Origin of the sequence: Akkermansia sp. AE01SA01, assembly GCF_036417395.1 — a bacterium.
Taxonomy (GTDB): domain Bacteria; phylum Verrucomicrobiota; class Verrucomicrobiia; order Verrucomicrobiales; family Akkermansiaceae; genus Akkermansia.
Map to the genome: position 1 here is coordinate 2,498,373 of NZ_CP143890.1, position 14,962 is coordinate 2,513,334.

A 14,962-nucleotide genomic window follows, 5' to 3' on the forward strand; every position below is an offset into this window, starting at 1 on the left:
GGGCCGTCTTTTGCAGAGAGGGAGGAAAAATGCTGATTGGGGGGTTTAGGGGGGAGAATGGAATGGACAGAGTGGACATAATGGACCAAACAGAGAAAAAACGCTTCCTGCCCACTAAGTCCACTAAGTCCATTCCGTCCATTTCCCGGACTAATAACAAGGCCGCCCCGGGTTACCCGGAGCGGCCTTCTGTTTTTCCAGTAGAAGCGGCGGCTATGCCACTCCTCCGGCACCTTAACCTTCTTTAGAAGTCGTAGCGGTAGCCGATGCTTCCGTTTACCGAGCTGGCTCCGTTGCGGATGTCCGCGTTGCCGTTGACAAAGACCGTCCCCTGCGTCCCCACCGGCACGCTCAGACCCGCTCCTATCTGCAACGCCGTCCGACCTACCTTGGCTCCACGCACTTGCTGCGTGTAGCCGGGGTTGGCAAGGAAGCCCACCGACGTTTCTCCCCGGTCGTCTCCCAGGTCCTGCGCCGCGTTGATACGCAGTTCCGCCAGCGCTTCCCTCCCGAAGATGTTGCTGCCTACAAGACCCATCCACCGGCCCCCCAAGGCAAGTGTCCCCGTCGTCCATTCCTGCTTGTCCACGCTCAGGCCCGCGTTGCCCGCTCCCGTTTCACGGTAGCCGTCCATGCGCGTGGTGACCACCGAGGCGTTGAAGAGGGGCTGCAGGATGCTGCTCCTGTTTTCGTTGAGGTAGATGTCGTAGGTGAGTTCATACATCGCTCCCATCCCCCAGCCGTTGGTGTTGCCTTGCGTCCTGTAGCTGCCCGCTCCGTAGTCCACCGTCCGGTTGAGTTTGGCATCGTTCCACCCGCCCGTCAGGATGAGCGTGTGGGCCCAGCGCTTGCTTTGGTAGCGGCCGAAGAGGTTGGCGTAGTAGCTGTCCAGGTGGCCGTCGGCCGTGTCCGCCGCGCTGGCCGTCAGGTCCCCGTAGTTGGCCGTGAAGGCCGCCCCCATCGTGAAGGAGTCGCTGAGGTCCACGTCCACCCCGAAGGTGCCCCCCCAGGTGGTGAGCTTGTAGCCGCTTTCATCACCCCTGGTGTCCAGCTGGGCGTAGGAGCCCGTGCCTTCCATCCACATGTGGAAGTAGGGGAGGTCTTCGTTGATGTAGGCGGGGTTGACGCCCATCTGGTTGGTGCGGTTGCGTATCCATCCCATTTGTTCTCTCAGCGCGTCGCGCTGGGCCGTGCCCAGGGCGTTGACCGTAGAACCCGCCACGGCAGCCATGGCGCGTGCCGCCTCTCCCGGATTGGATGCCGTCAGAGAACCGATGGCGTCGTCCACCTGCTTGAGCAGGGAGTCTCCGGGAATGCCTCCGGGCAAGTTCCAGAGCAGTTCCGCCCCGGCCCTCGAGTTAAAGGAGTGTGCAACACGGGCATATTTGTTATCCTTGGAAGCCGTGGCCACCAGGACCAGATTTCCTCCGTCAATGGTCAGGTACGCGCCGCTTTCAAATTTCTTGAATGCCGCGGAAGAGTCCAGCGTGATCGCGAGCTTGTCGCTCCCGTCGAGGTCAATGTCTCCCGCGCCCTGCATGAGCGTGTAGCTCCCGTCCGCACCCAGCACGAGTTCATTCTTGCCCGTGGAGCTGAGTACGATGTCCGCGCCCTGGCTGATGCTGATGTTCCCCGTTACATTGATGATGGGGCCGGCATAGTCCGTGTTGAACGTGAGGTTGGTCGTGGAACCGCTGCCAAGCGTCAGACTGCTCAGAGTGAGCGCCGTGTTGGCCTTCGGGTCATCTACCGTGCCGCCCATCCGGATATCCAGGCGTCCACTGTTGTTCAGGGCCCAATTGCTGCCGGATGCCGTCACCACATTGTTCAGGACCTGACCGGCCTTGCCCGTGATGGAGAGCGTTCCTTTTCCTTCCAGCGTTCCGCTGAAGACATGGCCGGAGCCGGTATCACCGCTGTTGACGGAAAGATCCCCGCCATTGCTCTTCAAGGTCCCTTCTCCGCCAAGGCCGGAGACGGCATTGCCCGTAGTGGAGCCTATGTCAAGAGTTCCGGAAGCCGTATCGTTTTTCGCCAGTTCCACCACGTTGCCGCCGCGGAGACCGGCTGTGCCGGAAAGCGTGAGCTTGTCATTGAGAACGAGTGCTCCATTTCCCTCAATCGTGCTGTTGTCAAGGGAACTTGCACCATTAATGGTTACAGTTGCACCAGAACCGAGAGACAGCGTTCCGCCTTCTCCCTCGTCCGTCAGGTCACTCATCACGGCATTCTTGCCGACAACCAGGGAAGAAGCGGAACCCGTTCCCGCAAGCACTACATGATCAAAGTCATTGCCCGTGCCGTCAAGCGTCAGCGTGCCTCCTTCAACGCGCAAGGTATCCGTCACAAAGGAACCATTGACCTTCAGGTTGCCGGTGTTCTGCTTCACGAAGGTGACTCCGTTTTCTCCGACGATGTTGCCGCCCATGGTCGTGTCCGCCCCGGCGTAGTCGTCCGGTGCGGGCAGCCCCGTTTCCAGGCGTTCATTGTTCAGAATGACGACGGCGTTGCCGCCGTCCGCATTCGTGTTTTCCACTTTCAGCGTGCTTCCCGTACCGCCAAGCAGGTTGTTGATGACCGCCCCGTTCCCGTCTTCGGCGCCAGGGGCACCGGCGAGCTGTACGGTCAGCGTCTTGTTCTGGCCGATCACTACTCCGGAGTACATGCCCAGCGTGCCGTAGTGCGTTACCGTATCAGGATCAGACGTAGCGGTATCATCCACCATGTACAGTCCGCTGACCTGGCCGCTCAGTACCAGGCTTCCTCCGTTCGTATCCTTTACACGGATACCGTAGTTGGACAGAATCGCACTGAACTGGATGTTTGCCAGGTCGTCGCACTGAAGCGTTCCCGTCGTCAGCGTCAGCCAGCTTTCCGTTCCTGCGCCCTTATGCGCTATAAGAGTGTTCACGATCGCGTCCACGTCCAGGTTCACGCGTGCTGAGTCGTTGATGATCAAATTACCGTTACCCTGGTCAATCATCGCCGCTCCGGCGGCTCCTTCTCCAACGTTGGCTGTCCCAAGCGTCAGGTTCAGGCTGCCGGTGGCCCCCTCTCCAACAGTGATGTCTCCGGAAACGCCGGCCAGTTTGCCGCCGGAGGCCAGGGTGATGCCGGTGAGCAGGTCTCCGTTTGTTTCGCCCAGGTTAATGACGGCCGCCGAATCCACGACGATACCTGCCGTGGAACCTTCCGTACGGGTCATCGCAGAAGTCAGGTTTCCGTTGACTATTTTCAGCGTACCCGCACCAGAGAGCGTCGTCCCGGACCACTGGGCCGCCTGGCCGGCCGTGCCCAACTGCACGACACCCGCGGCATTCGTAATGCCAAGGTCGCCCGCGGCAGTGTTGATCTTGTCCAAAATCAACGTACCCGTTCCGGCCTGCGTCAGGCTGGCGTTGCCCCGCACAGTGGCGTTGAGGAGCAGTTCCGCATTGTTGTAATTGACCGTATAACGCGCGGCCAGAGATGTGTCCGTGGACCCCGCATTGCCGTCCAGAACAGCGCCGTCCCCGAAGATCGCGTTTCCGGTCCCCGTCGCGCATGCACCTCCATTGCCGAAGTTCCAGTTCTGGTAGCCGCCGGTATTATTCGTGGCATTCGTGGACAGGGTTCCCCGGAAGTCCTTGAGCGGACCAATAAGAATGTTGGTAAGCTTGACGTTCTGGGCCAGCCCCCACGATCCGGAACCGGAAATAGCCCCCGAGAAGGTGTAGTTGCCCCCTGAGGAACCATCCTGCACTGTACCGTGCTGTGCGCCGATTTCCATGTTGGCCGCCGTTGTTCCCGCTGAGAAATGAAAGCCCTTGCCGTCAATGAAAACCGTACCCGCCCCGAGGGACCCGCCGGTATTGAATGCCACACGGTTGTCGTTGGTATTCATGTTTTCACCGTTGCCAAGCAATTCCAGCCTGCCAGTGAAGTTGCTATTGCCGGTATTGGTGACGCTCCCCTGCCCGGCGCTGTCCGCCGTTCCTATCATGATGGTGCCCGCACCATTGAGCTGGGCGTGCAGGTTGACCGTTCCCCCGGCCAGGGCCAGCGTGGCTCCTTCATCCACTTGGATGATGGTGGCATTATTGGGATTGACGCCCAGTGTGGCTCCGGATGTGAACGCAAGCGTACCTTTCTGTACCGTCAGATGGGCCAGGGATGCATCCGCATAGGCCAGGGCCAGCGTACCGGCGCCCGTCTTGGTCAAAGTGGTGGCCGTTGTGTTCATGACGCCAGCCGTCAGTCCCGCCCAGGTGACGGTGTCATCCGCACCCAGCACGGAAACGTTCAGGGCGCCTCCGTCTCCGACCTTGACGCGGCTGGAAATGTCGTACTCTGTCACGTCCTTACCGGCTGTGGAGTCCGCATAAGCCAGGGTACCGCCGTTGAACGTGATGTCCCCCACCGTGCCCAGCGCGCCGTCCGCGCCAATGGTAAGAATGCCGCCGTTGAGCACTGTGCCGCCGGTGTAGGTATTCGCCAGGTTCAGGGTGACGTTGGCCGAGCCGTTCACGGTGAGCGTAGTGGGGGCAACGGAGTCCGCAATATAACCCGCGTTGTCAGGATCACTGATCAGCTTGTAAGAGCCGCCGTTGAAGACGACGCTCTTGGGAGTCACGGTACCGGAGACCCTCACTTCACCCGCTTCCGCAGCGGAGAAATAGATTTCCTGGTCGTTCAGCGTATCCACGCCCGTCAGCTTCGTGGTCCAGCCCTCGATGCTGGTGTTGATCCACTTGCGGTCCGTTCCGCCGTCCCAGACAAAACCATTGTCTCCGCTGACGTCCACAACTTTCAGCACGAGCTGGTTGTTTTCCACCACGACGGAGTATTCAAAGCCTTCCCGGATGATGTCCGGCGTCCAGGTGAAGGAATCCGTGGTCAGGCTTCCCGCCGCAGCCCACTGGGCCAGAACGTAGTCGGACGCTTCCAGTTCTCCATAATTGTTGATGGTCAGCGTGCAGTTGGCATCCGTCAGAGCCAGGGCCCCTGCCTGGATATTGATGATCGGGCCGTTTGCTACGACTCCAGTCATGTCAAAGGTCAGCGTAGCGCCGCTGTTCAGCGTCAGGGCGGAGGCCGTGGTCATCCTGGCGCCCGCGCCCATGGAGATGCTGCCCAGCGTCATGGCGTTCGTGTTGGTGAACGCCAGCGTGCCGCCGTTCACCGTGGTCTGGCCCGTGTAGGTATTCTGTGCGGACAGGGTCAGGGTGCCGGAGCCGTTTTTGACAAGGCTGCCTGTTCCCGAGAGAACACCGCCAAGCGTAATGGTAGTACCGGGCTGGTCGTTATACGATTTGGTCCCCGCATCATATTGACGCGTATCAACTGTCAGTTCACCGCCAAGAGTCATGTTCTGGGTCGTGGACCAGCCTTCCGCCGCCGTTGTGCCCAGCGTTCCCGAGTTCATGTTCAAGGCGATCGTATTTGAATTCCCAGTCGCCACTATTCCTCCGGCCCCCAGCATCAGACTTCCCCCATTCAAATTAATGGTGGCCCCCTTTTCGCTGCCGTCCCAGTTCTGGCCCAAATCCAGGGTCTGGGCCAGAACCATGGCGTCCTGGGCAATATTCATGATGGACTTGCCGTCGCGGGCCGCTTGCAAGGTGCCGGTAATGTTCATGACGGCGCCCGCATTAATATTAAGCGTCGTCGTGCCGTTGAATTCATAACGGCCGATGAAACTGCCCGCCGTCAGGGAGGCATTGGAATCCAGCGTCCAGCTGGAGGCCGTGTTCTTCACCCCTATCAACCTGTATTCCCCGCCAATGTCAACTTTCCCCTTCAATACCGTGGTTCCGGAGGCGGACCACAAGCTGCCGGCACCGGTGATCGTGTTGCCATACGTACCCGCCGAAAGCGTCAGCCGCGTACCGGAACCAATCTCATAAGTTACCTTGCTCAAGGCATCCGTCGTCGTTCCGGTGACGTTCCCCGACAGTTTCAAGGTACCGGTTGAATCGGCGCTAAGGCGCGTACCCAATCCGTTCCAGGTGCCTGTGGTTATTTCCAACACGGAGTTACCCCGCAAAAACACCGTACTGGACCCCAGGGCGTTCCCGACGACAGTAAGCTTGCTGCCGTCATAAAGGACCGTGTCTCCGCTGTAGGAGTTGGTATTGTTGAGGGTCAGGGACGCGCCGTCCAGAAGGTTCAGCGTCGTTTCCCCGGTAATGGAACCATCCCCGGTGAAGACGAAGTTCGTTCCCACAATATTGATTTTGCCCGGCGCCACGTCACCGACAATCGTTACATTTTTGTTTACGCCGTCCCCGTTGGAGAAGTAAACCGTCTGACCATCCGTATAAGAGGATGGAGTTCCGTCAAGATCCCAGGAAAGGTCCGCTTCAGAGGTACTCCAGTTACCGCTCTTCCAGCGCAGGAGGCCCTCCTTGTCCGTAAAGGAAACATACAAGGTATTGTCGATCACCTCAAACGAACCTTTGTACAATTCAGCCGCCGCTCCGGAAAGTGTGAAGGATTTGTCCTCCAGCCCCGTGCCATGCAGCAGGGCATAATTTGTATTGGTAGTGAGAGAAGACAAAGCCACCTGCACATCCGTAGCCGAATTGCCGTTTACGGAATTAACCGTCAAGGCAGCCGTATCCGTGCTCAGGGAATCAAAACTCAAGACGCCTCCGTTCAGTGTCAGGGCCGCACCCAACGTAGCCGTACCCCCCGCAATGTTGGTCGTGCCCAGCGTAGAACCGGCATCCAGGGAATATCCATTCTCGGAAGTTACAGCAACAGAAAGGCCTCCCCCGATGAGCAGGGTTCCCTGCCCGATGACGCTGGAATCTTTTACGGTCAGGCTGCCTTCCCGCAGTTCCACCGTTCCGGTGAAGCCGGGAATGGCAGCCGTGTCCCCGTCTGCGGGAACCGGAGCCTTGGCGGTGCCATTGAGAACGAGGGTGCCGGCTCCTGTTTTTACGAGTTTTCCACTGCCGGTCAGTCCATTCTGGAATGTAATCGTACGGTCCGTGGTTCCGTCATTGGCATCCTGCGTGTCAATAATGGTACCATTCACCGAACCAACCAAGTTGACAAACGCTTCCGTATAATCAGTATTGTAAGAGAGCGACCAATTACCCAGGGCACCCAGCGTACCTTCCCCCAACTGAATGACAGAGGAACCGGCAAAATTGGTAATACCGGATGTCCCGAAGTTCACACGGGCGTCCCCGGTTGTCGCAGTACCCAGAAGGAATTGCCCCTTAAATACTCCGCCGCTTTCTCCCCAGAAATCCATTCCCAGCAGATTGGCCGTTCCGGAAGTGGCACTAAACGTTCCTTTCGACTGGGTTTCAGTACCAGCCCAGGCCAGGAACATCGTAGCACCAAAAGAATTCAGAGTCCCCCCCTGCAAATTAATTCTGCCGCTCCCTGCCGCCCAATGGGCAAGAAGAAGACTGCGGGAAGTAGCATGGCCATTAGATGTTCCCGTTACATTCAGTGTAGCCCCCCGATTTACTACGACAACGCACTCGGACATAGAGGGGTCCCCGTTCCTGTCCCCCAGGCGCAATTGGCCGGTGGACATCTCCGTACCTTGATTCAAAACAATTTGGGAACCATCCCAGCGGCTGCCCATGTAAACACCTGTTGCCGTCACCTGACTATTGTTGAAATTCATGATGCTCGTGCAATAGTCATTCTTGATGGATCCCACCCGTATGGTATTGTCTTTGAATGTTACAGACGGGCCATATCCTCCGGAAGCCTCGTTAAAACCAATTCTTCCCGCATAGTCAATATTCCCCGTGACCGTTACATTCCCGGTGTGCCCTTTGAATATAAGATTGTTGGAAGCCGCAACGGAATCCCCGCCCACGATGTTCGTGGTGAATGCGGAAGCGGTGGTAAGTCCATCCCCCAGTTCAAAAGTCATGTCCTCTTCCACCACCATTCTGGAAGCCGGAGCAACGGTATTGCCCGCCCCGCTGCGGATCAGGAAGGTACTGCCATTGTTCATATGCAGGACGGCATTTCCCATGCTGGTGGAGGAGGCGGCTCCCGACAGGTTGGCGGCAAGCGTTCCATTGATATAAACATTTTCAAGACCGGAAGCAGCCCCCAGAGAGACAGTATTGTTTCCATTTGAGGATGCTGTAAGCCACACGCTGAGGGAAGCCCCTTCCGAACCGCTAACCTCTGAAGAGAAAGAAGAAAAGCGGCTGGCATCACTTCCCAAGGTGAGCTCGGCATTGTTGCCCAGGATGACGGATTCCGCTGCCAGGGAAGCCGAATTTTCCAAAAGCAGGGAATAAACGGTCCCATCTTCAAATGTCATGGATTTGACGTCAATGGCTCCGGCAACAGTCACCGTTTTATTGCCTTCATCAGCATTGAAAATGACAGAATCCCCGTTCAGGAAGGAGGTATCCGTTTTTCCGCCATCCCCTTCCTTGTACCAGCCCGTTCCCTTGTCACTCCAAATGCCGGACTCGGAATTCCATATGAGGGTCTCTGCAGCGTAGCCCGCCCCCTTGTACTGCACGGACATTCCGGAACCAGTGGACACAAGCAGAAAGTCGCCTGCCCCCAGCTGATCTACGGAATCAACCTGCGTCAACGCTTCATAGGCATCTTCTCCGGTTTGCTTCCAGATGAGCAGATTGTCCAGAGAGCTTCCCAGGTCGGCTCCAGCCGTCATGAATTTGCGGGTCAGCACCATGTCCGTGGTCAGCGTGCGGTTGGTCAGGGACGTATCTTCCATGCTGTTTGCAACCACCACTTCCACATTCCACGTTTTTCCGTTTTTAGTAACCGTGGACGTATTTGCCAGATTGACGAGGCCGTTGAGGCCGATGTGCCAGTAATGGTTGCCCGCACCGGGACCATTATCAAGATTAAGGTTGCCGCTCGGTGTCGTCAGGTTCAATGTACCTTCCACATACACATTGGCATGGCCCTCCGCTTCACTATTCTTGATCTGGGTTCCAAATGATGTGGAAAGGGTTGAACCGCTTCCCACAAAAATGCTTCCCGCGTACGGCCCCAAGCCCACCGTTACATTGCTGTCATCCGTAACGGAGATTCCCCCCTGGTCAGAAGTAGAGGGGGGTGCGCCCGTAACGTTAACATCCACATTGTTAAAAATAAGATGAGGCCCCGTGTCACCAGGCCGGGCCGGAGCGGCATCTCCCGCCCAATTACCCGCCGTACCCAAGGCATTATCACCGCCACCGCCCGTCCATGTGAATTCCGTGCCGCCAAAGGCGGGAGCCTGCCAAAAATCGGCGGAAGTAGCTGCCCGTGCAGAAAATGAAGAAAACCCGGTAAAAGAAATCAGAGAAGCAATAAGAGCAAAACGCAGACGAGGAGGAAGATGAAGTCTCATATCACAATAATGTTGCCCTCAGTAATAACCGGATTGCGAATTCCCTTTATTTTGTTTATTTATATAAATATATAATAATCATTAATTTATGTAATTTGTAAATGTTATATATAATATTTTAAAATGATTTGATCAATTTTCTATATTTTCATGAAGTATTCATGGAGAACCTTTAAGAAAAATAGTCTTGCCAACGGATTCGCAATCCGGAGAACGCAGCAACACTTAAATCATCTTGGTGAAGACACAAAAAAAGCCGTTCCCGAAGGAACGGCCTGAAAAATTGAAACATTTTATTATTGGGCTCCGCTCTGCTTGAGCATTTCCTGAAGCTGTTCGGGAGAAATGCTCATGGGACCGCCCTGGGGAGCCGGGGCTTCCGAGATGCCATCCAATTCCAGTTCAAAAATAAGGGGAGAATTGGGTTCAATCGGTGCGCCGGGAGTGTTTTCCCCATAGGCCAGCTCGGAAGGGATGTAAACAATCCACTTGGAGCCAACGGGCATCGTAGTCAGGGCTTCTGCAAAGCCGGGAATGACCTGGAGGGGAAGCTCCACGGACTGTCCCTTGGTGTCGTCAAACACGGTGCCGTCCAGCAGCGTGCCCTTGTACTTCACCTTGAACATGGGATTCTTGAACTTCTTCTTGTCAAATTTTTCGTCGCCTCCCTTCTTTTCCACCTTATACTGGAGGCCGGATTTCGTGGTTACCACACCTTCCTTCTTGCCGTTTTCCTCCATGAATTTCTTGCTGGCTTCCAGATTGGATTTGGCCTTGGCGGCAATGCGCTCGTCAATCTGCTTCTGGAACGCGTCCAGAGCAGGCTTCAGCTGGTCCTGGTCCTTGGCGGGCTTGCGAACCATGCCGTCCTTGATGCCCTGCAGGAAGGATTCCTGGTCCAGATCGTCAAAGGTGAGGGTGGGAACGGAGCCAAGCTGCTGGCCGCTTTGGAAGCCCAGGAAATAGCCCAGGTCCTTTTTCATCTGTTCAGGAGACACAGTAATTTCTTTCTCTTGTTTGGGTTGATCGGCTGCCGGAGCTTCAGCAGCCTTGTCTTGTGCGCCGGCCATACCCGCCAGAAGGGCGGAAGCGGCAAACAGGGCGATGGAAGGTTTCATCTTCATGGTTGTTTTTATCCTTTACTTGAAAAGAGGACTCCTTTTTAACGGATTCCGTTCACAGAACAAGACAAGAGAATAAGTCATCCTGTCATCAGTTCCGGAAAAGCGCGTTTCTCCGCGGCCGCATTACTCCAAAGTCTCCAGAACCCGGGCAATCATGGCGGGATAAAGCCTGTGCTCCTCCGCCTGAATGCGGGCATGCAGGCTTTCCGGCGTATCTCCGGACAATACGGGCACGCGGGCCTGCCCGAGGATGGGGCCCGTGTCCATCCCGCCGTCCACATAATGCACGGTGCAGCCGCTTTCCTCCGCACCTGCCTGGACGGCCTGTTCCCAGGCGTGCAATCCTGGGAACGCGGGCAGGAGAGAAGGATGAATATTGACGATGCGGGAGGGGAACGCCTGCAGCAGGGGGGATTTTACCAGCCGCATGAAGCCGGCCAGGCACACGCAGTCCACGCCGTATTCCTTCAGGCGCGCGGCAACGGCGGCCTGGGATTCCTCCGGGAATTTGGTCTTGAAGCCCGCGCAGTCGATCACTTCCGCCGGAACGCCCCAGGAACGGGCTCGTTCCAGAATGTAGGCGTCCGGGTTGTCGGACATCACCACGGCTATTTCCGCCTTGAGGACGCCGGAGCGGATGGCGTCATGAATGGACTGGCAATTGGAGCCGGAACCGGAACCGAGTATTCCTAATTTGGGCAATCTGGACATCCGGGGGATGAAACCACAGATTTTTGCCCGTGGCAAGCCTCCGGCTTGACAAAAAGCCCGGCGTATTCACCTAATAAAGGCATGAGAGACACTCGTTTTCAGGAATTGGCGGCCCAGCTTGCGGGGTATTCCACCGCCCTGCGGCCGGGTGACCGGGTTCTTCTGGAATTGACGGATATTCCGGAAGAAATGGGAGTGGCCCTCATCCGGGAAGTGCGCGCTGCAGGCGCCCTCCCCTTTCTGCGCCTGAACCAGACGCGCCTGAACCGGGAGATGCTTTCCGGAGCCGTGGAGGAACAGTATGAAGCCATCGCCCGCCACCGCATGGCGGAAATGGAGGACATGGACGCCTATATAGAAATTCGCGGAGGCGGAAACGCGTTTGAATTTTCCTCCGTTCCCCAGAAGAACATGGCCACAGCCATGAAGGCTCTGAATCCCGTGTCCCAAAGACGTATCCGCCACACACGCTGGTGCGGGCTGCGCTGGCCGTCGGAAGGCTTGGCCCAGCAGGCGGCCATGAGCACGGAAGAGTTTGAGGATTTTTATTTCCACACCTGCCTGATGAATTATGGCGCCCTGCGCCCCGCCATGAAACGGCTGGCGGAGATGATGGAAGCCGCCGACCAGATCCGCATTACGGGGCCGGACACGGAGATTGCCTTTTCCATCAAGGGACTGAATGCCATTCCCTGCGCCGGGGAGTGCAACCTGCCGGACGGGGAAGTGTTTACGGCCCCCGTCATCGACAGCGCCAACGGACACATTTCCTTCAACGTTCCCTCCCTGTTCCAGGGCATTCCATTCGATTCCATCCGCCTGACATTGGAAGATGGCCTGATTGTTCACGCGGAGGCCGGAGACAAAACCGCGCAGCTCAACGCCATTCTGGATACGGATTCCGGAGCGCGCCGTCTGGGGGAATTCGCCTTCGGAGTCAATCCGGCCATTACCAAACCGATGCGGAACATTCTTTTTGACGAAAAGATATCCGGTTCCTTCCACCTGACGCCGGGACAGGCCTACCATGTGGCAGACAACGGCAACCAGTCCCGAATCCACTGGGACATGGTCTGCATCCAGACGGAAGAGGCCGGAGGCGGAGACATTTACCTGGACAACGAACTCGTACGCCATAACGGACTTTTCACTTCCCCGGAACTGGCTATACTCAATCCCATTCATTCATGACTGCCGCTCCCGCCCCCTCCAAAAAACGTTCCCTGCTCCGCAAGTTCCTTTACCTGGCCGCCGCAGCCGTTCTTCTGGGGTCTCTGCTCCTTTCCTACATGCAGTGGGAGGCCAACACTCTGAAATTCCGTGAAACGCAGGCCCCGGCCGGATGCCTGCCCGGCCTTTCCGGCCTGCGCATCCTGGTCCTGTCGGACGTACACACGAGCCTTCCCCTGCTGGAAGAGGCGGTGCAGATGGCGGGGAAAGCCAAACCGGACATGATCGTATTTCTGGGAGACCTTTACACGGATTACCAGAGAGCCACCCATGCAGGAGACTACATCAGACAGTTTCAGAAGCTTTCCTCCATCGCTCCGTCCTACGCCTGCCTGGGCAACCATGACATGGCCCTGTCCGGCAATGTGGAACGTATCCTGAAGGAGGGAGGCTTCACGCTGCTGAGGAATTCCGCTTCCTTCATCACCGTTCCCAGACTCGGGAATGCCGAGTTCAAGCTGGCGGGGCTGGGAGACGTACGGGAGGGGGACTGCTTTCCGGACAAATGCATGACTCCGGCGGAACCGGGGGGGGATTCCCCCATGCCGACCATCGTCCTGTGCCACAACCCCAAGGGAAGGGAACTGCTGGACCGCTACCACTGGAACCTGATGCTTTCCGGCCATACGCACGGAGGACAGATCAGGCTTCCCTTTTTTTCCTCTCCCCTGCTGATGATGGAAGGGGAAACCATGGCTTCCGGGTTTTATCCTTACGGGAAGAAATCCGTTTTTGTCACTCCCGGTATAGGGTATGTGGGGCCGGGACGTTTCAACTGCCCGCCGGAGGTCAGCCTGATCACCATTCCCTGAGTCCTTTTTCCGTCCGCCCATGATGCTCCTTTCTGTACTGGCTTCCGCGGAACCGAATGCAGCCCCGCCCTTTTTCACGCTGCTGACCGTCGTGTTCATGGGGATCATCGCGATCGCCCTGATTCTGGCCCATTTCCGGCAGTCCCTGATGGCGGGCTACTTCATCTGCGGCGTCATTCTGGCCAACTGCGGCATTCTGGACCACATTCCCAATTCCGACGTCAGCATCCAGGCTCTCTCGGAAGTAGGCATCATCCTGCTCATGTTCACGCTGGGACTGGAATTTTCCCTGGACGAACTCAAGCACCTGCGGAAAACGGCTCTGCTGGGCGGCGGCCTCCAGATGTTCCTCTGCACGGCTGTCTTCGGGCTGGGCCTGCATTACGTGACGGGCATGGATCTAAGCCATTCCCTGACGGTGGGGGCCATCATGGGGCTGTCCTCCACGGCGGTAGCCCTGAAATCATTCCAGGAATTCGGGCTGAGCGGCACTTCCGGAGCCAGGATGGCGCTGGGAATCGCGCTGTTCCAGGATATTGCTGCCATCATGCTCGTGGCCATCATGCCCCAGATATTCGGGACCTCCCGCGATTCCTGGGAAACGGCGTTCAACATAGGAGCCGCCGTACTGAGAGGCGTAATCTTCCTGGCCGCCGCATGGCTGATCGGCCGCTATCTGCTTCCGCGCGTTATGCTGGCCGTGGCCCGCACAAAAAGCCGGGAGTTGTTCACCCTGATGGTGTTCGCCATCTGCTCCGGCATCGCCATGCTCGCCAGCCTGCTGGGATTGAGCATTGAGCTGGGAGCGTTCACCGCCGGACTTTTCGTCAGCGGCTCCTATTACAGCCACCGGGTTCTCAGCGAAGTGCTTCCGTTCAAGGACCTTTTCCTCACCATTTTCTTCGTTTCCGCAGGACTGCTGATCGATATTAACGACCTGTGGGAACACATCGGCAACGTAGTCGTTTTCGCCACCTTCGTTCTCGCCGTCAAATTCGTGGCCTGCCTTGTGGCGGCGCATTTCCTGAAAATTCCGGGGCGCATGGGCATCATGGCTTCCACGGCCCTGACCAACGTGGGGGAATTCTCCCTGGTGCTGATTCCTTTCATGCAGGAGATCACCCCCATTCCCGCCCTGGTGACGACCAACGTGTACGCCATTGCTGCCGTTTCCATGGGCATGACGCCCCTGCTGATGAAGGCGGCACGCCGCCTTACCCCCCTGCTGGTGCGCATTCCCGGCCTGAAGCTGAAGAATGAACGCATGAGCGTGGAAACCCTGATTACGCGCGTATCCGGCATCAAGGACCATGCCGTCATCTGCGGCTATGGCCCTGTGGGCAGAAAAATGCACGAAAGCCTGGGCCGGTACGGCATCCCCTGCATTATCATTGACTTGAACGCGGATACCGTCAAATCCCTGCTCAACGGCGGCCATCTGGCTTTTCTGGGGGACATCCAGCACCAGATCACCATGGAGCTGGCGAGCATCCGGACGGCGCGCCTGATCGCCTTCACTTTCCCGGACCCGAATCCGGCCCTGTCCACCTACATGCAGATCAAGAATGCCAATCCCGATATCACTGTGATTGCCCGCGCCAAATTCCGCTCGGAAGTGGCTTCCCTGCATCACGCCGGAGTCGTCAACGTCATTCACGACGAGGAGGAAACGGGAGCCGCCGCCGTGCGGCTGGCCAAGCTGAGCTTTGACATTATCGAAACCGGGAACGGAGGTCCGTTGTCCCACTGAT

The 14,962-nt window shown here is 57.4% G+C and carries 6 protein-coding genes; 3 read left to right on the plus strand and 3 right to left on the minus strand.

All coding sequences use genetic code 11. The annotated features are described in order from the left end of the window. Window positions 1–244: 244 nt before the first annotated feature. The 3 genes from V3C19_RS10070 to purN all read right to left on the minus strand — a co-directional run bounded on the left by V3C19_RS10070 (window position 245) and on the right by purN (window position 11,169). Window positions 245–9,082, minus strand: coding sequence for an autotransporter-associated beta strand repeat-containing protein (locus tag V3C19_RS10070; RefSeq protein WP_302389411.1), 8,838 nt, complete (start codon window positions 9,080–9,082; stop codon window positions 245–247). 548 nt (window positions 9,083–9,630) lie between these two features. Further along, the gene (locus V3C19_RS10075) at window positions 9,631–10,458 is read right to left on the minus strand and encodes an FKBP-type peptidyl-prolyl cis-trans isomerase N-terminal domain-containing protein (protein WP_295931465.1); all 828 of its coding nucleotides are present in this window, start codon (window positions 10,456–10,458) and stop codon (window positions 9,631–9,633) included. 123 nt (window positions 10,459–10,581) lie between these two features. Beyond that, window positions 10,582–11,169 (minus strand): phosphoribosylglycinamide formyltransferase, encoded by a 588-nt coding sequence (purN, locus tag V3C19_RS10080; protein WP_130084827.1) that lies wholly within the window; start codon window positions 11,167–11,169, stop codon window positions 10,582–10,584. Window positions 11,170–11,250: 81 nt separating this feature from the next. Between purN and V3C19_RS10085 the strand changes: the two genes are divergently transcribed. Genes V3C19_RS10085 through V3C19_RS10095 form a run of 3 tightly spaced genes read left to right on the plus strand, consistent with a single transcriptional unit; the run spans window position 11,251 to window position 14,961 of the window. Continuing rightward, window positions 11,251–12,360 carry an aminopeptidase gene (locus V3C19_RS10085; protein WP_295931462.1) on the plus strand — a complete coding sequence of 370 codons (1,110 nt, stop codon included), beginning with the start codon at window positions 11,251–11,253 and terminating at the stop codon, window positions 12,358–12,360. Next, window positions 12,357–13,211: a phosphodiesterase YaeI gene (gene yaeI / locus V3C19_RS10090; RefSeq protein WP_295931458.1), complete on the plus strand. Its 855-nt coding sequence runs from the start codon at window positions 12,357–12,359 to the stop codon at window positions 13,209–13,211. Before V3C19_RS10085 ends, yaeI begins: the two co-directional genes overlap by 4 nt. Before the next feature lie 19 nt (window positions 13,212–13,230). Beyond that, window positions 13,231–14,961, plus strand: coding sequence for a cation:proton antiporter (locus V3C19_RS10095; RefSeq protein ID WP_295931455.1), 1,731 nt, complete (start codon window positions 13,231–13,233; stop codon window positions 14,959–14,961). Window position 14,962: the final 1 nt, after the last annotated feature.